The 22,803-nt window shown below is 59.4% G+C and carries 21 protein-coding genes; 15 read left to right on the forward strand and 6 right to left on the reverse strand.

What is annotated here, in order from left to right:
* Nucleotides 1-41: 41 nt before the first annotated feature.
* Genes D8U70_RS08055 through D8U70_RS08065 form a run of 3 tightly spaced genes read right to left on the reverse strand, consistent with a single transcriptional unit; the run spans nucleotide 42 to nucleotide 2,498 of the window.
* A complete protein-coding gene (locus D8U70_RS08055; protein WP_073476573.1) occupies nucleotides 42-809 on the reverse strand; it encodes a TerB family tellurite resistance protein in 768 nt (255 codons plus the stop codon).
* A 1-nt stretch (nucleotide 810) separates the two neighbouring features.
* Nucleotides 811-1,482: an N-acetylmuramate alpha-1-phosphate uridylyltransferase MurU gene (murU, locus tag D8U70_RS08060; protein ID WP_130928612.1), complete on the reverse strand. Its 672-nt coding sequence runs from the start codon at nucleotides 1,480-1,482 to the stop codon at nucleotides 811-813.
* Nucleotides 1,479-2,498 carry a phosphotransferase gene (locus D8U70_RS08065; RefSeq protein ID WP_016772900.1) on the reverse strand — a complete coding sequence of 340 codons (1,020 nt, stop codon included), beginning with the start codon at nucleotides 2,496-2,498 and terminating at the stop codon, nucleotides 1,479-1,481. Before D8U70_RS08065 ends, murU begins: the two co-directional genes overlap by 4 nt.
* A 130-nt stretch (nucleotides 2,499-2,628) precedes the next feature.
* Here D8U70_RS08065 and D8U70_RS08070 point away from each other — a divergent pair, with 130 nt between their 5' ends.
* From D8U70_RS08070 to D8U70_RS08120, 11 genes are all read left to right on the forward strand, one after another.
* Nucleotides 2,629-5,427, forward strand: coding sequence for an LPS-assembly protein LptD (locus tag D8U70_RS08070; RefSeq protein WP_130928613.1), 2,799 nt, complete (start codon nucleotides 2,629-2,631; stop codon nucleotides 5,425-5,427).
* Nucleotides 5,402-6,724, forward strand: coding sequence for a peptidylprolyl isomerase SurA (gene surA / locus D8U70_RS08075; protein WP_177433953.1), 1,323 nt, complete (start codon nucleotides 5,402-5,404; stop codon nucleotides 6,722-6,724). Before D8U70_RS08070 ends, surA begins: the two co-directional genes overlap by 26 nt.
* Nucleotides 6,721-7,710: a 4-hydroxythreonine-4-phosphate dehydrogenase PdxA gene (gene pdxA, locus D8U70_RS08080; protein ID WP_130928614.1), complete on the forward strand. Its 990-nt coding sequence runs from the start codon at nucleotides 6,721-6,723 to the stop codon at nucleotides 7,708-7,710. The genes surA and pdxA overlap by 4 nt, the downstream gene beginning before the upstream one ends.
* A complete protein-coding gene (gene rsmA / locus D8U70_RS08085) occupies nucleotides 7,707-8,525 on the forward strand; it encodes a 16S rRNA (adenine(1518)-N(6)/adenine(1519)-N(6))-dimethyltransferase RsmA (RefSeq protein WP_041476699.1) in 819 nt (272 codons plus the stop codon). The genes pdxA and rsmA overlap by 4 nt, the downstream gene beginning before the upstream one ends.
* Before the next feature lie 113 nt (nucleotides 8,526-8,638).
* The gene (gene apaG / locus D8U70_RS08090; protein WP_073476562.1) at nucleotides 8,639-9,019 is read left to right on the forward strand and encodes a Co2+/Mg2+ efflux protein ApaG; all 381 of its coding nucleotides are present in this window, start codon (nucleotides 8,639-8,641) and stop codon (nucleotides 9,017-9,019) included.
* Nucleotides 9,019-9,900, forward strand: coding sequence for a symmetrical bis(5'-nucleosyl)-tetraphosphatase (locus D8U70_RS08095; protein ID WP_130902120.1), 882 nt, complete (start codon nucleotides 9,019-9,021; stop codon nucleotides 9,898-9,900). Before apaG ends, D8U70_RS08095 begins: the two co-directional genes overlap by 1 nt.
* A gap of 34 nt (nucleotides 9,901-9,934) precedes the next feature.
* A complete protein-coding gene (glpE, locus tag D8U70_RS08100) occupies nucleotides 9,935-10,264 on the forward strand; it encodes a thiosulfate sulfurtransferase GlpE (protein ID WP_095181409.1) in 330 nt (109 codons plus the stop codon).
* Between the two features lie 296 nt (nucleotides 10,265-10,560).
* Nucleotides 10,561-12,483, forward strand: a complete 1,923-nt coding sequence (locus tag D8U70_RS08105) for a PrkA family serine protein kinase (protein ID WP_016772892.1) — start codon at nucleotides 10,561-10,563, stop codon at nucleotides 12,481-12,483.
* 119 nt (nucleotides 12,484-12,602) lie between these two features.
* Nucleotides 12,603-13,874, forward strand: coding sequence for a YeaH/YhbH family protein (locus tag D8U70_RS08110; RefSeq protein WP_039757709.1), 1,272 nt, complete (start codon nucleotides 12,603-12,605; stop codon nucleotides 13,872-13,874).
* Nucleotides 13,871-15,433: a SpoVR family protein gene (locus D8U70_RS08115; RefSeq protein WP_073476558.1), complete on the forward strand. Its 1,563-nt coding sequence runs from the start codon at nucleotides 13,871-13,873 to the stop codon at nucleotides 15,431-15,433. Before D8U70_RS08110 ends, D8U70_RS08115 begins: the two co-directional genes overlap by 4 nt.
* Before the next feature lie 63 nt (nucleotides 15,434-15,496).
* On the forward strand, nucleotides 15,497-16,726 hold the full coding sequence (locus D8U70_RS08120; protein ID WP_130928615.1) for a multifunctional CCA addition/repair protein: 1,230 nt from the start codon (nucleotides 15,497-15,499) through the stop codon (nucleotides 16,724-16,726).
* Nucleotides 16,727-16,811: 85 nt separating this feature from the next.
* On the opposite strand, the gene folK is transcribed toward D8U70_RS08120, so the two are convergent.
* Both folK and folB read right to left on the reverse strand, forming a co-directional pair.
* Complete coding sequence (gene folK, locus D8U70_RS08125) at nucleotides 16,812-17,330, reverse strand: 2-amino-4-hydroxy-6-hydroxymethyldihydropteridine diphosphokinase (protein WP_130928616.1); 519 nt, start codon at nucleotides 17,328-17,330, stop codon at nucleotides 16,812-16,814.
* Nucleotides 17,321-17,677 carry a dihydroneopterin aldolase gene (folB, locus tag D8U70_RS08130; protein ID WP_016772885.1) on the reverse strand — a complete coding sequence of 119 codons (357 nt, stop codon included), beginning with the start codon at nucleotides 17,675-17,677 and terminating at the stop codon, nucleotides 17,321-17,323. The genes folK and folB overlap by 10 nt, the downstream gene beginning before the upstream one ends.
* 74 nt (nucleotides 17,678-17,751) lie before the next feature.
* Between folB and plsY the strand changes: the two genes are divergently transcribed.
* Entirely contained in the window at nucleotides 17,752-18,321 is a 570-nt protein-coding gene (gene plsY, locus D8U70_RS08135; RefSeq protein WP_024014548.1) for a glycerol-3-phosphate 1-O-acyltransferase PlsY, read from the forward strand.
* Nucleotides 18,322-18,344: 23 nt separating this feature from the next.
* Here the strand turns inward: plsY and tsaD are convergent, their stop codons facing one another.
* Nucleotides 18,345-19,370 (reverse strand): tRNA (adenosine(37)-N6)-threonylcarbamoyltransferase complex transferase subunit TsaD, encoded by a 1,026-nt coding sequence (gene tsaD / locus D8U70_RS08140; protein WP_016772883.1) that lies wholly within the window; start codon nucleotides 19,368-19,370, stop codon nucleotides 18,345-18,347.
* 199 nt (nucleotides 19,371-19,569) lie between these two features.
* Here tsaD and rpsU point away from each other — a divergent pair, with 199 nt between their 5' ends.
* The 3 genes from rpsU to D8U70_RS08155 all read left to right on the forward strand — a co-directional run.
* Nucleotides 19,570-19,785, forward strand: a complete 216-nt coding sequence (gene rpsU / locus D8U70_RS08145) for a 30S ribosomal protein S21 (RefSeq protein ID WP_002551877.1) — start codon at nucleotides 19,570-19,572, stop codon at nucleotides 19,783-19,785.
* Nucleotides 19,786-20,271: 486 nt separating this feature from the next.
* Entirely contained in the window at nucleotides 20,272-22,236 is a 1,965-nt protein-coding gene (dnaG, locus tag D8U70_RS08150; RefSeq protein ID WP_024014549.1) for a DNA primase, read from the forward strand.
* A gap of 67 nt (nucleotides 22,237-22,303) precedes the next feature.
* The coding region (locus D8U70_RS08155; RefSeq protein WP_277751263.1) for an RNA polymerase sigma factor region1.1 domain-containing protein at nucleotides 22,304-22,803 on the forward strand (500 nt) is incomplete at its 3' end.

Genomic DNA, 22,803 nt, shown 5'->3' on the forward strand with positions numbered 1-22,803 from the left:
TGCTCGCGAAGAGGCAAGCAAAAGCAACACCCATCTAATTTCTAGCGAAAATCCCGTCGCTCGCGAATCAACGTATAGGCATTGTGCAATTCCCGCGTCCGCTCGGTCGCCTCACGCACCTGTGCCGGGGTCGCGCCACTGCCGGCGATCTTGTCCGGGTGATGGCGACTGAGCAATCGCCGGTAAGCGCGCTTGATCTGTGCCGGCTCGCTGCTCGCTGACACACCAAGCAGCTTCATCGCCTCCTGATAGCTCACTGCCGCACTGACGATCGGCCGCTTGCCCGGTTCGTAATCGCTGGCCAATGCCTGCACCTGCTGCGCCGTCCAGCCGAGCCACTTGCCCCACTGCGCCAGCAACTCGCGTTCGCTGACCCCGGCGCGACCATCAGCCCAGACCATTCGCCAACAGGCGCGCAACACGCCTTCAGCCGCATGCGGTTGCGCACTCAAACGACGCAGATAGCCGCGCAGATTGTCGCTGCCGGACTTGCCGCGATTGAATGCAGCAATGGCCCGCCGTGTCGCCGGCTCGCTCATTTCCAGCGCGCGCATTTCGTTGCGCGCCTGCTGGATATGCCCGTCAGTGACGCGCCCGTCGCTCTTGGCCAGACGTCCGAGCAACACGAACAGCAATTCATCGTTGCGCAGCATCGGCCGGCCGCCGAGCTTTTCGCGCAAGTGTCCCCAGCTCTGCAAGTGCAGGCGCCGATCCAGCGCCTGCCCCAACAACGCCCCAAGCATGGCCCCCGGAATGCTGGCAATCGCGTACCCCACTCCGGCTCCAATCAGAGTCCCTGGCCACAGCATCTCAGCGACTCGCTTCTATCAAGGCTTCGGCTTCGGCCAGACGCTCGTAGGTACCAACATCTACCCAATGCCCTTTCAACCGCTCGCCCGTAACTTCACCTTTGGCCATGGCGTTGCGTAGCAGCGGCGCGAGCTTGAACGCGCCATCGCTGCAACCATCGAACAACTGCGGATGCAGCACGGCGATGCCGCTGTAAGTCAGCGTCTGCGCATCAGGCTCGCCGTCCTGCACTTTGCCGTCGATGAGAGTGAAGTCGCCTTTCGGGTGATGCGGCGGATTGTCCGCCAGCACCAGATGCGCCAGGCCATTGATCGGCTGGTGCAGCACGCTGAAGTCGTAATCGGTCCAGATGTCGCCGTTGACCACCAGAAACGCATCGTCACCAAGTAACGGCAGCGCGCGGAAAATCCCGCCACCGGTCTCCAGCGGCTCGCCTTCCGGCGAGTACTGGATGCTCAGGCCGAAACGCGAACCGTCGCCGAGATGATCCTCGATCTGCTGACCGAGCCAGGCGTGGTTGATGACAATTTCGTTGAAGCCTGCGGCCGCGAGGGCGCGCAGGTGATACTCGATCAGCGGCACGCCAGCGGCACGCACCAGCGGTTTCGGCGTGGTCAGGGTCAGCGGGCGCATGCGCTCGCCTTTGCCTGCGGCCAGGATCATTGCCTTCATGCCGTCGCTCCAGCACGCAAGCTGCTGAACAGCGCTTGCAGCTCCGCCAGTTCGGGACGGCGGGCGATCACCGCTTCTATATAAGAGAAGAAGCGCGGCACGTCGGCCAGATAACGCGGCTTGCCATCGCGGTGGCAGATGCGCGCAAAGATGCCGATGACTTTCAGGTGGCGCTGCACGCCCATCAGGTCGCTGGCACGCAGGAAGTCTTCGAAATCCGCCTGCACCGGAATATCCAGCGCCGAGGCCTGCTGCCAATAACTTTCCAGCCAGCCGCGCACGCGTTCTTCCGGCCAGCTGAGGAAAGCATCCTTGAACAGGCAGGTCACGTCGTAGGTCACCGGGCCGTAAACCGCGTCCTGGAAGTCCAGCACGCCGGGGTTGGGCTCGCTAAGCATCAGGTTGCGCGGCATGTAGTCGCGGTGCACCAGCACTTTCGGCTGCGCCAGCGCGCTGTCGATCAGCAACTCGCTGATGTGCTGCCATTGTTGCTGCTGGGCCGCATCGAACTCGACGCCCAGCTCGCGCTTGACGTACCACTCGGGGAACAACTCAAGCTCACGACGCAATAGGGCGACGTCGTAACTGGGCAACGGCGCAACCATCGGCAACTGTTGAAAAGCCAACAGCGCTTGCAGGGCATCGTGGAATAACGCGTCGGCATTTTCGCCATCGATGACGTCGAGATAGGTCTTGTTGCCCAGGTCATTGAGCAAAAGAAAACCGCGCTCGAGGTCTTCGGCGTAAATTTTCGGCACATTAATTCCGGATTTCGCCAGCAAAAAAGCGATATCCACGAACGGTTTGCAGTTTTCCTGGGGGGGCGGCGCGTCCATCACGACGAAGCTGCGACCATCGCCCTCCCAGCGGAAGTAGCGGCGGAAACTCGCGTCGCTGCTGGCCGCAGTCAACGTGGCCGGGGGCACGGTGCCCCAGCCCTGCTCGGCAAACAACTTTGCCAACTGCTCATCGAGCCAAACTTTCAGGTGTTGCAAGCGTACATCTTGGTCAGGCATTGCAAGGGTCTCCGACGGCGCTAGCCGTCAAGCGGGTCATGCTTTATTATCCAGCATCTTTTTCAGACCATCGAGAGGCGTGCGGCCCACACCGCGGGCAGATGGCACGCAGGAAGCCCGGACTAATAAGATGGCATTGAAATCCCCCGCGTTTCGTAAAAAATTTCCGTTGTTGGTAACCGGCAGTCTGCTGGCTATGCAACCTCTGGCCAGTCAATTCGTTGTTGCCGCCGAGCAGTATGACTGCTCCGTCTCGGCTACGGGTGGCTGGGACTGTGCGCCCAAGTCGCCCGCCGCGGCATTGCCGCCGCGCCCGGTGCATGACGGCAGTGCCGTCAGCTCTGCTGGCGAGGCCCCGGCCGACAACGGTTCCGACGCAGAGACCGGTGCAAAAACCGCACTGGTCACCGAGTCCAAGGGCCGCGGCCTGAAATCCCGTAGCGAAGACTACAGTCACCTCGACTGGGTTCCGCGCGAGAAGCTCACCGCCGCCCAATTGGCCGAGACTGGTCCTTACTGCTCTGGTTCCTATATCGAACCGATTCGTCCTGGCATGAATGACAAGACGAATAAAAGTGACGCGCCGACCTTCATCGGTGCCAAAGCGTCGCGTTATGAGCAGGACACACAAGTCGCCAGCCTCGCCGGTGACGTGGTCATGCGTCAGGGCAGCATGCAGGTCGAAGCCGACGAGGCCAACCTGTATCAGGCCGAGAGCCGTGGCGAACTGGCCGGCAACGTGCGCATCCGTGACAACGGCGCGCTGATCGTCGGCGACCACGCCGATGTACAGCTCGACACCGGTGAAGCCAAGGTCGACAACGCCGAATACGTGATGCACAAATCGCGCATCCGCGGTAACGCGCTGTATGCCAAGCGTGCCGAAAACGCGATCATCCGCTTGAAGGACGGTACGTACACCACGTGCGAACCGAACAGCAACGCCTGGCAGCTCAAGGGCAACAACATCACCTTGAACCCGGCGACCGGTTTCGGTACCGCAACCAACGTGACGTTGCGCGTCAAAGACATCCCGATTCTGTACACCCCGTACATCTACTTCCCGATCGACGACCGCCGCCAGTCAGGTTTCCTGCCGCCGACCATCGGTTCGGGCAGCGACACCGGCTTCATGCTGGTCACTCCTTACTACTTCAACCTGGCGCCGAACTACGACGCCACGTTGTACCCGCGCTACATGAGCAAGCGCGGCATGTTGGTGGAAGGTGAATTCCGTTACCTGACCAAGTCGAGTGAAGGTCAGTTCGGTGCGGCGTATCTCAACGATGAGAACGACGATCGCAAGCTTCAGTCCGACTACAAAGACACCCGCTATATGTACAACTGGCAGCACAAGGGCGGTCTCGACTCCCGCGTGCTCACAGAAGTTGATTACACCAAGATCAGCGATCCGTATTACTTCCAGGATCTGCAGACCGATCAAATTGGTGTGAAGAGCGATGATTTCGTCAATCAGCAGGGTGCGGTCAGCTATCGTGGCGACAACTACACAGCACGCCTGAATGCTCAGCAATATCAGTTGGCTACCGTTTCCAACATCACACCGTATGGTCGTCTGCCGCAGATCACCTTCAATGGTCAGCTGCCGTACCATCCGGAAGGTCTGAATTTCGATTACGAGACTGAGCTGGTTCGTTTCGATCGCGATCTACGTGATGGTGACTTCATCAATGAAGATGGCATTGCCGAGCGTCGTCTGGACACAAACATCAGCGGTCTGGCCCGCGCCAACGGTGATCGCCTGAATCTGAAGCCGGGCGTCAGCCTGCCGATGAACTGGACGTATGGTTTCCTCAAACCATCGTTGAAGTATCAGTACACGCAGTATCAGCTTGATCTGGACAGTACCGGTAAATCGCAGATCGATGCGATGACCGCAGAACAGAAGAAGCTCAACGGCGAATTCGATAGCAATCAGAACCGCGGTGTTCCGATCGCCAGCATCGACAGCGGCCTGTACTTCGACCGCAACACGTCGTACTTCGGCAAAAACTACCGTCAGACCCTGGAACCGCGCCTGTTCTACCTCTATGTACCTGAGGTTGATCAGGAAGACATTCCTGTATTCGACACCAGCGAAACGACGTTCAACTACTCGTCGCTCTTCCGTGACAACCGCTTTACCGGCTCCGACCGTGTCGGTGACGAGAACAAGCTGTCTCTGGGCGTGACCAGTCGCTGGATCGAAGACAACGGTTTCGAGCGTCAGCGCATCAGCGTCGGCCAGGCTCTGTACTTCAAGGATCGCAAGGTCCAACTGCCGGGTATCGCTTTCAACGATCGTGACGACGCGAAATCCGACGTTTCGCCATACGCGCTGGAATACGAATACCGCTGGAACCGCGATTGGCGCACCACTGCCGACTACAACTGGGACCCGGACAGCCGCAGCCCGCGCTCTGGCAGCGCGATGTTCCACTACCAGCCGGAAGACAACCCGAACAAGGTGGTCAACGTCGGTTACCGCTATCGTAACGACCAGGTTCGTTACGACCAGAACACCGGTCGCTGGACTGTGGGCGGCGGTGACTATGGCACCCCGGGCCAACCTGGCTACGTGAAGGACTACTACAAGATCCAGCAGCATGACTTCTCGGTCATCTGGCCGATCGTTCCGCAGTGGAACGCCATCAGTCGCTGGCAGTACGACTACAACCGCAATCGCACGCTGGAAGCCTTCGGTGGTTTCGAATACGACAACTGCTGCTGGAAACTGCGCCTGATCAATCGTTACTGGGTTTCCTATGACGAGTTCAGCCAGGAAGCTCCGCAAAACGAAAAAGGCGACCATGGCGTCTTCCTCCAAATTGTTCTGAAGGGACTCGGCGGCCTGACTGGCGCCAAGGTAGAGAGCTTCCTCGACAAAGGCATTCAAGGTTATCGTGAACGTGAAGACCAAGCTTTCTGATTGTCTGCGCCCGGTGCTGCTGGGCGCGTTGTTCCTGGGTACGGCGGCCAACGCCGCCGTACAGTCCATCGATAAAGTGGTGGCGATCGTCGATAACGACGTGGTCATGCAGAGCCAACTGGACCAGCGCGTTCACGAAGTTCAGCAGACCATCGCCAAGCGCGGTGGCGGCCTGCCGCCTCCCGGCGTGCTCGATCAGCAAGTGCTTGAGCGCCTGATCGTCGAAAACCTGCAACTGCAGATCGGCGAACGTTCCGGCATCCGCATTACTGACGAAGAGCTGAACCAGGCTGTCGGCACCATCGCCCAACGCAACAACATGACTGTTGATCAGTTCCGTGCTGCGCTGGCTCGCGATGGCCTGAACTATGACGACGCCCGTGATCAGATCAAGCGCGAGATGATCATCAGCCGTGTGCGTCAGCGTCGCGTGGCAGAACGCATTCAGGTGTCCGAGCAGGAAGTGAAGAACTTCCTCGCCTCTGACCTCGGCAAGATGCAACTGTCCGAAGAACTGCACCTGGCCAACATCCTGATTCCAACCCCTGAAAGCGCCAACTCCGAAGCGATTCAGAGCGCTTATCGTCAGGCCATGGATGTATACCAGCAGCTCAAGCAAGGCGCCGACTTCGGTCAGATGGCCGTGGCCAAATCCGGTAGCGACAACGCGCTGGAAGGCGGCGAGATGGGCTGGCGTAAAGCCGCGCAACTGCCACCGCCGTTCGATCGTGAATTGAGCAGCATGGCCGTTGGCGACATTACTCAGCCTGCGCGTACACCGGGCGGCTTCATCATTCTGAAGCTGCTGGGCAAACGTGGCGGCGAAGCGCAGATGCGCGACGAAGTGCATGTGCGTCACATCCTGGTCAAGCCGAGCCCGATCCGCGACGAAGCCAAGACCAAGGCACTGGTGCAATCGTTGTATGACCGCATCACCGCCGGCGAAGACTTTGCCGAGCTGGCGAAAAACTACTCGGAAGACCCGGGTTCCGCCCTCAACGGCGGCGACCTGAACTGGATCGACCCGAACGTGCTGGTACCGGAATTCCGCGAAGTGATGGCTTCGACCCCACAAGGTCAGCTGTCCAAGCCATTCCAGACCCAATACGGCTGGCACGTGCTGGAAGTCCTTGGCCGTCGCGCCACTGACGGCACCGAGCAGGCCCGTGAGCAGCAAGCGATGTCCGTACTGCGGAACCGCAAATACGACGAAGAGCTGCAAACCTGGCTGCGTCAGATCCGTGACGAAGCGTACGTAGAGATCAAACTCCCTGGTGCAGACCAGGCAGCGCAGTGAAACCCAAGCGTTTCGCGCTGACACCCGGCGAACCAGCCGGCATCGGTCCCGACCTGTGCCTGCTGCTCGCCTCGCAAGCCCAGCCACATCCCCTGATTGCCATCACCAGCCGCGACCTGCTCCTTGAGCGGGCCGCGCAGCTGGGGCTGGCCGTCAATCTGCTGGATGTCGCGCCGGGGCAGTGGCCAGATGTTTCAGCGCCGGCCAACAGCCTGTACGTCTGGGACACGCCGCTCAGCGCACCGGTAATCGCCGGGCAACTGGACAAGGCCAACGCGGCATTCGTCCTCGAAACCTTGACCCGCGCCGGCAACGGCTGCCTGAACGGCGACTTCGCCGGGATGATCACCGCGCCGGTGCACAAAGGTGTGATCAACGAGTCGGGTATCGCGTTCTCCGGACACACAGAATTCCTTGCCGAGCTGACGCACACCGCGCAAGTAGTGATGATGCTTGCCACTCGCGGTTTGCGCGTGGCGCTGGTCACCACGCATCTGCCTCTGCGCGAGATTGCTGACGCGATTACCCCGGAACGGCTGGAGCGCGTGACGCGAATCCTGCACGCCGACCTGCAAGAGAAATTCGGCATCGCCCGGCCCCGCATCCTGGTCTGCGGCCTCAACCCGCACGCCGGTGAAGGCGGCCACCTGGGCCATGAAGAAATCGACATCATCGAACCGACATTAGAGCGCCTGCGCGGCGAGGGCATGGACCTTCGTGGCCCGCTGCCTGCCGACACTCTGTTTACCCCCAAATATCTGGAGCACTGCGACGCAGTGCTGGCGATGTACCACGACCAGGGCTTGCCCGTGCTCAAGTACAAAGGCTTCGGCGCTGCCGTCAACGTGACGCTGGGCCTGCCGATCATCCGCACCTCGGTCGACCATGGTACCGCCCTGGATCTGGCCGGCAGCGGCAGGATCGACACCGGCAGCCTGCAAGTCGCCCTGGAAACCGCCTACCAGATGGCCGAGACCCGTTTATGAACGAGCAATACCAACACAAGGCGCGCAAACGCTTTGGTCAGAACTTCCTCCACGATGCCGGCGTTATCGACCGCATTCTGCGCTCCATTCACGCCAAGCCTGACGACCGCCTGCTGGAAATCGGCCCCGGTCAGGGTGCGCTGACCCAAGGTTTGCTGGGCTCCGGCGCGCAACTCGACGTAGTGGAGCTGGACAAGGATCTGATCCCGATCCTCAATCAGCAGTTTGCCGGCATGAGCAATTTCAACCTGCATCAGGGCGATGCGCTGAAGTTCGACTTCAATACGCTGAACGCCGCACCGAACAGCCTGCGGGTGGTTGGCAACCTGCCGTACAACATCTCCACGCCGCTGATTTTTCACCTGCTGAACAACGCCGGCATCATTCGTGACATGCACTTCATGTTGCAGAAAGAAGTGGTCGAGCGTCTGGCCGCAGGCCCGGGTGGCGGTGACTGGGGTCGTTTGTCGATCATGGTTCAGTACCATTGCCGCGTGGAACATCTGTTCAACGTCGGCCCGGGCGCATTCAATCCGCCGCCGAAAGTCGATTCGGCGATCGTTCGTCTCGTGCCCCATGCGGTACTGCCACACCCGGCCAAGGATCACAAGTTGCTGGAGCGCGTGGTACGCGAAGCCTTCAACCAGCGCCGCAAAACCTTGCGCAATACCCTCAAGCAATTGCTCAGCAACGCCGAGATCGAAGCCGCTGGCGTTGATGGCAGCCTGCGTCCCGAGCAACTGGATCTGGCCGCATTCGTGCGTCTGGCCGACCAGCTCGCGATACAGGTCCCGGCAGCTCCCGCCGCCGACTGACCCGCGATGAACGCTATCGGGCAGCACACCACTCTGGTTTACTGCCCGATACTTGCCTAGACTGATTCCCCATCAGCTACGCCCCGCGTTCCGCTTCGTTAAGGCCCTCTTGCATGTCCGATTCCCGTTATCAGGTCGATGTCAGCGTCGTCACCCACTATCTGGCAGACCAATCGCAACCCGAACACGACCGTTTCGCCTTCGCCTACACCATCACTGTGGAGAACAATGGCGATCTTCCGGCCAAGCTTCTGTCCCGGCACTGGGTGATTACCGATGGTGACGGCCATGTTGAACAAGTGCGCGGTGAAGGCGTCGTCGGCCAGCAACCGTTGATCGATGCGGGCAAGAGCCACACGTATACCAGCGGCACGGTGATGACCACCAAGGTCGGCACCATGCAGGGCACTTATCAAATGCTCGCCGATGACGGCAAACATTTCGATGCCGTCATCAAACCGTTTCGCCTCGCCGTACCCGGAGCCCTGCACTGATGACGACTTACGCCGTCGGTGACCTGCAAGGCTGCCTCGAACCGCTCAAGTGCCTGCTCAAGCAAGTTGCCTTCGACCCGGTGCTGGATCGGCTATGGCTGGTCGGCGATCTGGTCAACCGTGGCCCGCAGTCGCTGGAAACCCTGCGCTTTCTCTACGAGATGCGCGAGTCGCTGGTCTGTGTGCTCGGCAATCACGACCTGCACCTGCTGGCCGCCGCGAAGAAGATCGAGCGCTTGAAGAAAAGCGACACACTGCGCGAAATCATCGAGGCCCCCGATGGCCCGCAATTGATGGAATGGCTGCGCCAGCAGAAGCTGATGCATTACGACGAAACACGCGATGTTGCGATGGTCCATGCCGGCATCCCGCCGCAATGGTCGCTGCGCCGCGCGTTGAAGTGCGCCGCCGAAGTCGAGACCGCCCTGCGTGACGACAACGTATTCCCCGCCTACCTTGACGGTATGTACGGCAACGAGCCGGCAAAATGGGACAACGACCTCAAAGGCATTGATCGTCTGCGGGTGATCACCAATTACTTCACGCGCATGCGCTTTTGCACCGCCGAGGGCAAGCTCGACCTCAAAAGCAAGGAAGGCCTGGACAGCGCCCCGCCCGGCTACAGGCCGTGGTTTCAGCACAAGGAGCGCAAGACCAAAGGCCTGCGCATCATCTTCGGTCACTGGGCTGCGCTCGAGGGCAATATCCACGAGCCGGGCATTTCCGCGCTGGACACCGGATGCGTCTGGGGCGGCAGCCTGACGCTGATGAACGTCGACAGCGGCGAACGCCTGTCATGCAAATGCGACGAGCACGGCGGACTTGCGCCATCAGTCGCCCCACTCACCCCCAACGATTCGCCCGTCAACGCCTCGCGTTAGACTGCGCCTTCAGTAGAGCAACAGGTACTTAGTCATGACCGAATTCAAACGAATCCCCCCGGAACAGGCGCAGGCCCTGCGTGAACAAGGCGCCGTTGTGGTCGACGTGCGCGATCCAGCAACCTTCGCCGCGCTGCACATCAGCGGCTCCAAACATCTCGACAACCATTCCCTGCACGCTTTCATTCAGGGCGCCGACCTCGATGCACCGACCGTCGTGGTTTGCTACCACGGCAATTCCAGTCAGGGCGCAGCCGCCTATCTGGTCAGCCAAGGCTTCTCCGACGTTTACAGCATGGACGGCGGCTTTGAGCTGTGGCGTACGACTTATCCGTCGGAAACCGCGCAAGGCACCGCCGAATAATTTTTTTGCGCCGCGCAGGCCCCGGCTGCCGTGGGCCTGCGCGCGGCAGACGAACGGTCTGCCACAACTAATTACGTATCTCGCCTTTACCTCTCGAATTCCCAACTATCCTTAAGCGCAGGCCATCCAAATCAGGGGAGAGCCGGTACACCGGCGCGCGGATCATCGGGAGTAGCTTTCGCGGTTTGTCGACCGTGGGAGAATTCTGGGGGGTAAACAGCAGCTGCCACAGCGACTGCTGCCAGCATCGACTGAGTGATCCGGCGTCGGCTCCACGTATCGAGCGAGGTGACGTCATGAGTATCTTTAGCCACTTCCAACAACGCTTCGAATCCACACGCCAGGAAGAACTCTCTCTGCAGGAGTACCTGGAGCTGTGCAAAAACGATCGCAGCGCCTACGTTTCCGCCGCCGAGCGTCTCTTGATGGCGATCGGCGAACCGGAACTGCTCGACACTTCGACCAATTCGAGGCTGTCGCGCATCTTCTCCAACAAGGTGATCCGCCGCTATCCGGCCTTTGAAGACTTCCACGGGATGGAAGAATGCATCGACCAGATCGTCTCGTATTTCCGCCACGCCGCCCAAGGCCTGGAAGAGAAGAAACAGATTCTTTATCTGCTCGGCCCCGTTGGCGGCGGTAAATCGTCCCTGGCCGAGAAGCTGAAACAGCTGATGGAAAAAGTGCCTTTCTACGCCATCAAGGGCTCGCCGGTCTTCGAATCACCTCTGGGTCTGTTCAACGCCACTGAAGATGGCGCGATCCTTGAGGAAGACTTCGGTATCCCAAGGCGCTATCTGAACACCATCATGTCGCCCTGGGCGACCAAACGCCTGGCCGAATTCGGCGGCGACATCAGCCAGTTCCGCGTGGTCAAGCTGTACCCGTCGATCCTCAATCAGATTGCGGTGGCCAAGACCGAACCCGGTGACGAGAACAACCAGGACATCTCGGCGCTGGTCGGCAAGGTCGATATCCGCAAACTCGAAGAATTCCCACAGAACGACGCTGATGCCTATAGCTACTCCGGTGCGCTGTGCCGGGCCAACCAGGGCTTGATGGAATTCGTCGAAATGTTCAAGGCGCCGATCAAGGTGCTGCACCCATTGCTGACTGCTACCCAGGAGGGCAACTACAACAGTACCGAAGGCCTCGGCGCGATTCCGTTCACCGGGATCTTGCTGGCTCACTCCAACGAGTCGGAGTGGCACACCTTCCGCAACAACAAGAACAACGAGGCGTTCATCGACCGGATCTATATCGTCAAGGTGCCGTACTGCCTGCGCGTGAGCGATGAAGTGAAGATCTACGACAAACTCCTGTTCAACAGTTCCTTGTCCAAGGCGCACTGCGCACCGGACACCTTGAAAATGCTTGCGCAATTCACCGTGCTGTCACGCCTCAAGGAGCCGGAAAACTCCAACATCTACTCGAAGATGCGCGTCTACGACGGTGAAAACCTCAAGGACACCGATCCGAAGGCCAAGTCGATTCAGGAGTATCGCGATTCGGCCGGTGTCGACGAAGGCATGAACGGTCTGTCGACCCGCTTCGCCTTCAAGATCCTCTCCAAGGTGTTCAACTTCGATCCGCATGAAATCGCCGCCAACCCGGTGCACCTGCTCTATGTGCTGGAGCAGCAGATCGAACAGGAACAGTTCCAGGCCGAAACCCGCGAACGCTACCTGCGCTATCTGAAGGAATACCTGGCGCCGCGCTACATCGAGTTCATCGGCAAGGAAATCCAGACCGCTTATCTGGAGTCCTACAGCGAATACGGTCAGAACATCTTCGACCGCTACGTGCTGTATGCGGATTTCTGGATTCAGGATCAGGAGTATCGCGACCCGGAAACCGGCGAGATTCTCAACCGCGTGGCGCTGAACGAAGAACTGGAAAAAATCGAGAAACCGGCAGGGATCAGCAATCCGAAGGATTTCCGCAACGAAATCGTCAACTTCGTCCTGCGCGCCCGGGCCAACAACAACGGCAAGAACCCGACCTGGCTCAGCTACGAAAAACTGCGGGTGGTCATCGAGAAGAAAATGTTCTCCAACACCGAAGACCTGCTGCCCGTCATCAGCTTCAACGCCAAGGCCAGCAAGGAGGATCAGCAGAAACACAACGACTTCGTAACGCGAATGGTTGAACGTGGCTACACCGATAAACAGGTACGCCTGCTGTCCGAATGGTACCTGCGGGTCCGCAAGTCGCAGTGAGGCAGCTGCAAGCTATAGGCCACAAGCTGCAAGAACTAAGCGCGTGAACCCGAAAACACGGACATTCGCTTCTACTTGCAGCTTGCAGCTCAAAACTTGAAGCTCCCCGGAGGGGCCTTATGAGCTATGTGATCGACCGACGCCTCAATGGCAAGAACAAGAGCACGGTGAACCGCCAGCGTTTTCTGCGGCGCTACCGTGACCACATCAAGAAGGCTGTCGAAGAGGCAGTCAGTCGCCGCTCCATCACGGATATGGAGCATGGCGAGCAGATCAGCATTCCCGGCCGCGATATCGACGAGCCGGTGCTTCATCATGGACGCGGCGGCAAGCAGACCGTGGTGCATCCCGGTAACAAAGAGTTCACGGCCGGTGAACATATCGCTCGTCCACCGGGAGGCGGCGGTGGACGCGGTCCGGGCAAGGCGGGGAATTCCGGCGAAGGCATGGACGAGTTCGTCTTCCAGATCACGCAGGAAGAGTTTCTCGAATTCATGTTCGAAGACCTGGAACTGCCGAACCTGGTCAAACGCAACCTGACCGGCACCGACACGTTCAAAACCGTACGCGCCGGGATCAGCAACGAAGGTAACCCTTCACGCATCAATATCATCCGCACCCTGCGCTCAGCACATGCACGTCGTATTGCCCTGTCCGGCAGCAGCCGCGCAAAGCTTCGTGAAGCTAAGGAAGAGCTGGCACGGCTCAAGCGCGAAGAACCGGACAACTTCGGCGATATCCAGGAACTCGAGGCTGAAATTGAAAAACTCAGCGCACGCATCCATCGCGTGCCGTTCCTCGATACCTTCGACTTGAAATACAACCTGCTGGTCAAGCAACCCAATCCCAGTTCCAAAGCAGTGATGTTTTGCCTGATGGACGTTTCCGGTTCGATGACGCAGGCGACCAAGGACATCGCCAAGCGCTTCTTCATCCTGCTGTACCTTTTCCTCAAGCGTAACTACGACAAGATCGACGTGGTGTTCATCCGTCACCACACCAGCGCCCGGGAAGTGGACGAAGAGGAGTTTTTCTATTCTCGCGAGACCGGCGGCACCATCGTTTCCAGCGCCCTGAAGCTGATGCAGGAAATCATGGCCGAGCGCTATCCGAGCAACGAGTGGAACATCTACGCCGCTCAGGCCTCCGACGGCGACAACTGGAACGACGATTCGCCGATCTGCCGTGACATCCTGATCAACCAGATCATGCCGTTTGTGCAGTACTACACTTATGTGGAGATCACCCCGCGCGAACATCAGGCCCTGTGGTACGAATACGAACGCATCGCCGAAGCCTTCTCTGACACGTTTGCCCAGCAGCAACTGGTCTCGGCCGGAGATATCTATCCGGTCTTCCGTGAACTCTTCCAGCGCAGGTTAGTGACATGACCGCCAAAGAGCAGAAACGCCAACCCATTTCCACCGGCTCCGAATGGACATTCGAGCTGATCCAGACCTACGACCGCGAAATCGCCCGGATCGCCGCCCGCTATGCTCTGGACACCTATCCCAACCAGATCGAAGTGATCACCGCCGAGCAGATGATGGACGCCTATGCCTCGGTGGGCATGCCGCTGGGCTATCACCACTGGTCCTACGGCAAACACTTCCTCAGCACAGAGAAATCCTACAGTCGCGGACAGATGGGCCTGGCTTACGAGATCGTGATCAACTCGGATCCGTGCATCGCCTATCTGATGGAAGAAAACACCATCTGCATGCAGGCGCTGGTGGTGGCCCATGCCTGCTATGGCCACAACAGCTTCTTCAAGGGCAACTACCTGTTCCGCACCTGGACCGATGCCAGTTCGATCATTGATTACCTGGTGTTCGCCAAGCAGTACATCATGCAGTGCGAGGAACGCCACGGCATCGACGCCGTGGAAGATCTGCTCGATTCCTGCCATGCCTTGATGAATTACGGCGTCGACCGCTACAAGCGTCCGTATCCGATCTCCGCCGAAGAAGAGCGCCGGCGGCAAAAGGATCGTGAAGAGCACCTGCAAAAGCAGATCAATGATCTGTGGCGCACCATTCCCAAAGGCGCGGACAAATACAGCGACAAGGACAACGCCCGCTTCCCGGCCGAGCCGCAGGAAAACATCCTTTATTTCATTGAGAAACACGCACCGCTGCTGGAGCCGTGGCAGCGCGAGATCGTGCGCATCGTGCGCAAGATCGCCCAGTATTTCTATCCACAGCGCCAGACCCAGGTCATGAACGAAGGCTGGGCAACGTTCTGGCATTACACGCTGATGAATGATTTGTACGACGAAGGCCTGGTCACCGACGGCTTCATGATGGAATTCCTCACCTCGCACACCAGCGTGGTATTCCAACCGGGTTTCGACAGTCCGTACTACAGCGGCATCAACCCCTATGCCTTGGGTTTCGCCATGTACCGCGACATTCGGCGCATGTGCGAAGAGCCTACCGAAGAGGATCGCCGCTGGTTCCCGGACATCGCCGGTTCCGACTGGCTGTCGACCATCAAGTTCGCCATGAGCAGTTTCAAGGATGAGAGCTTCATCCTGCAGTACCTGTCGCCGAAAGTGATCCGCGATCTGAAGCTGTTCAGCATTCTCGATGATGACCAGAAAGACGATCTGCTGGTGCCGGCCATTCATGATGAGGGCGGCTACCGCATCATCCGGGAAACCCTGGCAGCGCAGTACAACCTCGGCAATCGTGAGCCGAACGTGCAGATCTACAGCATCGACCGGCGCGGTGATCGCTCGCTGACCCTGCGCCATCAGCAGCACGACCGCAAACCATTGGGCGACTCCACCGAGGAAGTGCTCAAGCACCTGCACCGGCTCTGGGGCTTCGACATTCATCTGGAAACCCTGCAAGGCGACCAGATCATGAAAACCCATCACGTGCCGCCACGCAGTGAACACAGCGAGGGCGATTACGGCCGGCTCGATCTGGCCGTGATTCATCTTTGATCCGGTTCTGGCCTCCGAAAGTCTGACGCAAGGGTTATCCTGTCGGACTGACGGAGGTTTTTTATGCAGGTTTACAAGGTTGGCGGCGCGGTACGTGATCGCCTGTTAGGGTTGCCGGTCACTGATGTCGACCGGGTCGTGGTCGGTGCGACCACTGAAGAAATGCTCGCCCAGGGATTCCGCCCGGTCGGCGCGGATTTCCCGGTGTTTCTGCACCCGAAAACCGGTGAGGAATACGCCCTCGCCCGCACCGAGCGCAAAAGCGGTCGCGGTTACGGCGGTTTCACTTTCTACGCAAGTCCCGAAGTCACGCTCGAAGAAGACCTGATTCGACGCGACCTGACGATCAATGCCATGGCCGAGGACGATCAGCTCAACCTGACCGATCCGTATCATGGTCAACGCGACCTCGAAGCACGAATCCTGCGCCATGTATCCCCGGCATTCGCCGAAGATCCGCTCCGTGTCCTGCGTGTTGCCCGTTTTGCTGCGCGCTACGCAGGATTGGGCTTTACGGTCGCCGATGAGACCATGGACTTGATGCGCCAGCTCAGTGAGTCCGGCGAACTACAAGCGCTGACTGCCGAACGTAGCTGGAAGGAGATTTCTCGAGCATTGATGGAAGACCACCCGCAGGTGTTCATCCAGGTCTTGCGCGACTGTGGCGCACTCAAAGAGCTAATGCCGGAAGTCGACGCCTTGTTCGGCGTGCCGCAGCCAGAGACCCATCACCCGGAAATCGACACCGGCCTGCACACTCTGAGCGTGCTGGAGCAATCATCCCTGCACAAACAACCACTGACAGTGCGCTGGGCCTGCCTCCTGCACGACTTGGGCAAAGGCCTGACGCCGGAAGAAGAATGGCCCAGGCATATCGCCCATGAGTACACCGGGCTGAAGCTGATCAAAGCGGTCAACGAGCGCTTCAAAGTCCCCAAAGACTGTCAGGAACTGGCGCTGCTGGTCGGGCAATACCACACCCATGGGCACCGGGCGCTGGAGCTGAAAGCCTCGACGCTGCTGGAGTTGCTGCAGAGTTTCGATATCTATCGCCGGCCGCAACGATTCGAAGAGTTTATCGCCGCGTGCGAGATGGATGCCCGTGGCCGCAAGGGCCTGGAGCAGCGCAGTTATCCACAGGCAGATTATTTGCGCGGAGCGGCGAAAGCTGCACGAGAAGTGGCCGTGCAGCCGTTGCTGGAGCAGGGATTCAAGGGGCCTGAACTGGGCGAAGCGCTGAAGCGGGAACGACTGAAGGCGTTGAAAGCCTACAAAGAGGCGGCGACAGCCTGATAAAAAACTTTGCGAGCAGGCTCGCTCCCACCGGAGACCTCGATCCAATGTGGGAGCGAGCCTGCTCGCGAAAGCGAATTTGATATCACCGCAAATCCGAAGGCGTGAGCTGCTCCCCCCGCCATTCGAACGCAACCGGCGCCAACACCTGATCAATCTGCGCCTCAGCCCACAACATCGCAAAGCTCTTGCCCACCCCCGGATGCACCCGCTCCGGCGCAATCAACGACAACGGCCACAGCACAAAGGCATTTTTCAGAATTTCCGCACGCGGCAGTACCAATCCGTCGAAGTTACCGACCAGATCGCCATACAGCAGCACGTCGATATCCAGCGGCAAGCCCTTGCGATCCGGTGCATAGCGACCGTTGTCTGCCTCGATGAATTTCAAGCGGCGATCAAGCTCCATCAACGGCAGATCGGTGTAGGCCGAGACCACGAAATTGAAGAACGGTCCGCTCTTGATGCCCACCGGCTGGCTCTCGAACACCGCCGAACATCGGATATCCACCAGGAACGTGGCCAGCGCATCGAGACCTGCGCACAAATGGGTTTCGCGCTCGATATTGCTACCGAGCCCGAGGTAGACCTGAGTCAGCGACATCCGCGCTCGATCTCCACACCCACACCACCCTTGGCGGCCGGAACGGCGCCCGGCTTGGTCAGTTTCAGTCGCACCCAGGTGATCTTGAATTCGGCCATCAGCACTTCAACCAGACGCTCGGCAAAGGTTTCGACCAGTTGGAACTGCGCCTGCTCGGCAAAGGCCTGAATGCGCGTGGAAACACTGGCGTAATCGAGCGCCAGGGTCAGGTCGTCACCGGCGGCAGCCGGGCGATTGTCCCAGGCGAAGCTCAGATCAAGACGCAGGCACTGACGGATGCCACGCTCCCAGTCGTAGGCACCGATCACGGTGTCGACTTCCAGGCCCTCGATAAACACTCTGTCCAAGCACTTCTCTCCGCTGCACGACAAGGGCGCGATGCGCCGTTAGAATCAGGGCGTCCTCGCCCGGAATAGTTAGCATGTTTTGGTTACTGGCGATTCTCGCCTACCTGCTCGGCTCGCTGTCCTTCGCCATTTTGCTCAGCCGCCTGACCGGAAATCCGGATCCGCGAATGAGTGGCTCGGGTAATGCCGGCGCCACCAACATGCTGCGCCTGGCCGGTCGCAAACTGGCGATCCTGACCCTGCTCGGTGATCTGTGCAAAGGCCTGCTGCCGGTGCTGATCGCCTCGAGCGCGGGCCTCTCACTGCAGGATCAGGCGTGGATTGGCGTGTGCGCCGTGATCGGTCACCTGTTCCCTTTGTACTTTCGCTTCCGCGGCGGCAAAGGCGTTGCCACTGCCGCCGGCATGCTGCTCGGCCTGTATCCACCCGCCGCACTGCTGGCCGTATGTGCCTGGCTACTGACGTTCTACCTGACCCGCACCAGCTCGCTGGCGGCGCTGATTGCCACGCCACTGACCCTGCCGTTGCTGGCCTGGCAAGAGCCGGAAGCCTTGCTGCCAATGAGCGCGCTGACCTTGCTGATTGTCTGGCGCCATCGCGGCAATCTACGCGACCTGTTTGCCGGGCGCGAACGGCATTTCTGACTGCCGTTCATGAGCGCCGCTCATTACAGCGCCGACAACTGCTCCATTGGCCAGCGTGCCTGCACGGTGATTGCCAGACTTTCCTGCTGACCAGCCTTCAGGCGCTGACAACCGGCAAACGCGATCATCGCGCCATTGTCGGTGCAGAACTCCGGGCGCGCATAGAACACATCGCCCTTCATATCGCCGAGCATCTTTTCCAGCGAAACCCGCAACGCCTTGTTGGCGCTGACGCCGCCGGCAATCACCAGCCGCTTCATGCCTGCCTGTTTCAGGGCGCGCTTGCACTTGATGGTCAAAGTCTCCACCACGGCCTGCTGGAATGCCAGCGCGATGTCGCAACGGGCTTGCTCGCCGTCGTCCCCGGCGCTGACGCATTGCTGCCAGGTGTTGAGGGCGAAGGTTTTCAAGCCGCTGAAGCTGAAGTCCAGACCTGGGCGATCACACATCGGACGCGGAAAAGTGAAACGTCCTGCGACGCCCTTCTCGGCCAGTTTGGCGATTTCCGGCCCACCGGGGTAATTGAGGCCCATCATCTTTGCGGTTTTGTCGAAGGCTTCACCGGCCGCATCGTCGAGCGTCTCGCCGAGCAGGCTGTATTGGCCAATGCCGTCGACCTGAACCAACTGCGTATGGCCACCGGAAACCAACAAAGCGACGAACGGGAATTGCGGCGGTTTCGGCTCCAGCATCGGTGCCAGCAAGTGGCCTTCCATGTGGTGCACGCCAAGCGCCGGAATGCCCCAGGCAAACGCCAGCGCCTGCGCGCAGGAGGCACCGACCAGCAGCGCGCCGACCAGGCCAGGACCTGCGGTGTAGGCGATTGCGTCGATCTCGGTCGGCACACAGTCGGCCTCGGCCAACACCTGACGGATCAAGGGCAGCATGCGTTTGACGTGGTCACGCGAGGCCAGCTCCGGCACTACACCGCCATAGACTCGGTGCAGGTCGATCTGACTGAACAGCGCGTCGGCCAGCAGACCGCGTTCACTGTCATACAATGCGACGCCGGTTTCGTCGCAGGAGGTTTCTAATCCCAGTACTAGCATGGGTTTGCGCCTTGTTTAGGCTGAATTCGAAGGCGCGCATAATAGTCGCCACGTGATGCCCCGACCAGCGGTTTTCGATCAGAGGCTTTGCATTCCGAGCGATGAGGGGTTAACATCCGCAACCCTTAAAAACCGACGTCTTCAAGTGCTCTTTTGCCGCGAGGATGTTGACCCCGGTAATGAATGAAGGTAGCTCTGGATGCCAGCCGTCAAAGTAAAAGAGAACGAACCCTTCGACGTAGCTCTGCGTCGTTTCAAGCGCTCCTGCGAAAAAGCCGGTGTACTGGCTGAAGTTCGTAGCCGCGAATTTTACGAGAAGCCAACTTCTGAGCGTAAGCGCAAAGCAGCAGCCGCTGTTAAGCGTCACGCCAAGAAAGTTCAGCGCGAACAGCGCCGCGCCGTTCGTCTGTACTAATCCACAGACGTTCGTAGCAAGCTTCTTGCCTAAGCCCGGCCCTCAGCCGGGCTAATGGCATTTGCGTAAAACGCTTGATGCTTCACCGTCGACGCCGCCGATGCGACCGAGACAAATCTGCTTCACCGCGTCAGGCCTGGCTCTTTTGCCAGCGGTGCACGTCTTTTCTGACGAGCCTTTCAAGGCTACTGACGAGCACACCCACTGATTCCTCTTACGACGATCAGCCCAAGGCACCTGCATGCGTGCCCGCTTTATTGAGCTATCCGAGGCCGACAACCGGCCGTCAGCGGATTCAGCGCAACACTTTCAAATAGTCGAAGACTGATAGGTACTAACGTCAGTGGATTTTCGGCAGATACACTTCCCGACAGCGATCACGCAGACGACACCGGTCGAGCCGCACTTTTTGTGCGTTTCCAGCAATGGCCCGCGTCCGACAGCCTGTCGCAACGGATTTATTGCAGCGCAGACAACGAGAACGCCATGGCCGGGCTGATTCCCCAGAGCTTCATTGACGACCTGCTGAACCGCACCGACATCGTCGACGTGGTCAGCTCGCGCGTGCAATTGAAGAAGGCCGGCAAGAACTACACCGCCTGCTGCCCGTTCCACAAAGAGAAAACCCCGTCGTTCAGCGTCAGCCCCGACAAGCAGTTCTATTACTGTTTCGGCTGCGGCGCTGGCGGCAACGCCCTCGGCTTTCTCATGGATCACGACAATCTGGATTTCCCCCAGGCCGTCGAAGATCTGGCCAAAGCCGCCGGCATGGAAATCCCCCGCGAAGAAAGCGGCCGCGAGCGCAAGCCGCGTCAGCCGACCGATTCGCCGCTGTACCCGCTGCTCACCGCCGCCGCTGATTTTTACCGGCAGGCACTCAAGAGTCATCCGTCGCGCAAGGCTGCGGTGGATTACCTCAAGGGCCGCGGCCTGACCGGCGAGATCGCTCGGGATTTCGGCCTCGGCTTTGCGCCGCCAGGCTGGGACAACCTGCTCAAGCATCTGAGCAGCGACACCCTGCAACAGAAAGCCATGATCGAAGCCGGCCTGCTGATCGAGAACGCCGAAACCGGCAAGCGCTATGATCGCTTCCGCGATCGCGTGATGTTCCCGATCCGCGACACCCGTGGACGGATCATCGCCTTCGGCGGTCGCGTACTGGGCGACGACAAGCCCAAGTACCTGAACTCACCGGAAACCCCGGTATTCCATAAAGGCCAGGAACTCTACGGCCTTTATGAAGCACGCAAGAACAATCGCAACCTCGACGAAATCATCGTCGTCGAGGGTTATATGGACGTCATCGCCCTCGCCCAGCAAGGCTTGCGCAATGCCGTCGCCACACTGGGTACCGCGACCAGCGAAGAACATTTGAAACGCCTGTTCCGCGTCGTCCCGAACGTATTGTTCTGCTTCGACGGCGACCAGGCCGGCCGCAACGCAGCCTGGCGTGCACTGGAAGCGACCCTGCCGTGCCTGCAGGACGGTCGTCGCGCGCGGTTCCTGTTTTTGCCCGAAGGCGAAGACCCGGACACCCTGGTTCGCGCCGAAGGCACCGACGCATTCAAGGCGCGCATCAATCAGCACGCGCAGCCGCTGGCCGATTATTTTTTCCAGCAACTGACCGAAGAATCCGACCCGCGCTCTCTTGAGGGCAAGGCGCACATGGCCACCCTCGCCGCACCATTGATCGACAAGGTGCCGGGCGCGAACCTGCGCATCCTCATGCGTCAGCGCCTGACCGAGATTACCGGCCTGAGCAGCGAAACCGTCAGCCAATTGGTTCAGAGTGCGCCGCAGGAAGCACCGCCCGCCTACGATCCGGGCTTCGATTACGACGCCATGCCGGACTACAGCGACTACCATCAGCCGCAGGCACAGGACATGTACGCGCCGCAGCAGGAATGGACGCCGAAGAAACCCGGCGCCGGCGGCAAGAAGTGGGACAAGAAACCGTGGGACAAGAACGGCAAGCGTGGTGGCGATCGCGAACAGCAGCGCCCGCGCACGCCGATTGGCGTTGAATCGCCGACCCTGACGGCATTGAGAACATTGCTCCATCATCCGCAACTGGCCAAGCGCGTCGAGGACGCCGGGCATATTGCCGATGAAAATCAGACCAACGCCCAGCTGCTTGTGGCGCTGCTCGAAGCCGTACAGAAGAATCCCAAGCTAAACTCATTTCAGTTGATCGCGCGATGGCACGGCACTGAACAGGGTCGCTTGCTCAAGGCACTGGCAGAAAAGGAATGGCTGATTGACGGAGATAACCTTGAACAACAGTTTTTCGACACCATTACTAGCTTGTCCGCCCGCCAACGCGAGCGAAATCTCGAACAGTTACTCAGGAAAGCGCGGCAAAGCGAACTGAGCGTCGAAGAGAAAAATCAACTGCGCGACCTTTTAAGTCGCAATGTTTCCGCATCAAACCCGACCTCAACTGGCGCGTGAGGTCATAGCTCAGGTATAATCCTCGGCTTGTTTTTTGCCCGCCAAGACCTTCAGTGGATAGGGTGTTATGTCCGGAAAAGCGCAACAGCAGTCTCGTATTATTGAGTTGATCAAACTGGGTCGTGAGCAGAAGTATCTGACTTACGCCGAGGTCAACGACCACCTGCCCGAGGATATTTCAGATCCGGAGCAGGTGGAAGACATCATCCGCATGATTAACGACATGGGGATCCCCGTACACGAGAGTGCTCCGGATGCGGACGCCCTTATGTTGGCCGACGCCGATACCGACGAGGCCGCTGCGGAAGAAGCAGCCGCTGCGTTGGCGGCGGTGGAGACCGATATCGGTCGCACCACTGACCCGGTGCGCATGTACATGCGTGAAATGGGTACGGTCGAGCTTCTGACCCGTGAAGGCGAAATCGAAATCGCCAAGCGGATCGAAGAAGGCATTCGTGAAGTGATGAGCGCAATTGCGCACTTCCCTGGCACGGTTGACCACATTCTCTCCGAGTACACCCGCGTCACCACCGAAGGTGGTCGCCTGTCCGACGTCCTGAGCGGTTA

Source organism: Pseudomonas sp. Sample_20, from assembly GCF_004307585.1.
GTDB classification, from domain to species: domain Bacteria; phylum Pseudomonadota; class Gammaproteobacteria; order Pseudomonadales; family Pseudomonadaceae; genus Aquipseudomonas; species Aquipseudomonas atacamensis.

Excerpts from the sequence above, each read along its gene's own strand:
- D8U70_RS08055 (WP_073476573.1), bottom strand. The coding sequence starts at position 809 with ATGCTGTGGCCAGGGACTCTGATTGGAGCCGGAGTGGGGTACGCGATT.
- murU (WP_130928612.1), bottom strand. The coding sequence starts at position 1,482 with ATGAAGGCAATGATCCTGGCCGCAGGCAAAGGCGAGCGCATGCGCCCG.
- D8U70_RS08065 (WP_016772900.1), bottom strand. The coding sequence starts at position 2,498 with ATGCCTGACCAAGATGTACGCTTGCAACACCTGAAAGTTTGGCTCGAT.
- D8U70_RS08070 (WP_130928613.1), top strand. The coding sequence starts at position 2,629 with ATGGCATTGAAATCCCCCGCGTTTCGTAAAAAATTTCCGTTGTTGGTA.
- rsmA (WP_041476699.1), top strand. The coding sequence starts at position 7,707 with ATGAACGAGCAATACCAACACAAGGCGCGCAAACGCTTTGGTCAGAAC.
- apaG (WP_073476562.1), top strand. The coding sequence starts at position 8,639 with ATGTCCGATTCCCGTTATCAGGTCGATGTCAGCGTCGTCACCCACTAT.
- D8U70_RS08095 (WP_130902120.1), top strand. The coding sequence starts at position 9,019 with ATGACGACTTACGCCGTCGGTGACCTGCAAGGCTGCCTCGAACCGCTC.
- glpE (WP_095181409.1), top strand. The coding sequence starts at position 9,935 with ATGACCGAATTCAAACGAATCCCCCCGGAACAGGCGCAGGCCCTGCGT.
- D8U70_RS08105 (WP_016772892.1), top strand. The coding sequence starts at position 10,561 with ATGAGTATCTTTAGCCACTTCCAACAACGCTTCGAATCCACACGCCAG.
- D8U70_RS08110 (WP_039757709.1), top strand. The coding sequence starts at position 12,603 with ATGAGCTATGTGATCGACCGACGCCTCAATGGCAAGAACAAGAGCACG.
- D8U70_RS08115 (WP_073476558.1), top strand. The coding sequence starts at position 13,871 with ATGACCGCCAAAGAGCAGAAACGCCAACCCATTTCCACCGGCTCCGAA.
- D8U70_RS08120 (WP_130928615.1), top strand. The coding sequence starts at position 15,497 with ATGCAGGTTTACAAGGTTGGCGGCGCGGTACGTGATCGCCTGTTAGGG.
- folK (WP_130928616.1), bottom strand. The coding sequence starts at position 17,330 with ATGTCGCTGACTCAGGTCTACCTCGGGCTCGGTAGCAATATCGAGCGC.
- plsY (WP_024014548.1), top strand. The coding sequence starts at position 17,752 with ATGTTTTGGTTACTGGCGATTCTCGCCTACCTGCTCGGCTCGCTGTCC.
- tsaD (WP_016772883.1), bottom strand. The coding sequence starts at position 19,370 with ATGCTAGTACTGGGATTAGAAACCTCCTGCGACGAAACCGGCGTCGCA.
- rpsU (WP_002551877.1), top strand. The coding sequence starts at position 19,570 with ATGCCAGCCGTCAAAGTAAAAGAGAACGAACCCTTCGACGTAGCTCTG.
- dnaG (WP_024014549.1), top strand. The coding sequence starts at position 20,272 with ATGGCCGGGCTGATTCCCCAGAGCTTCATTGACGACCTGCTGAACCGC.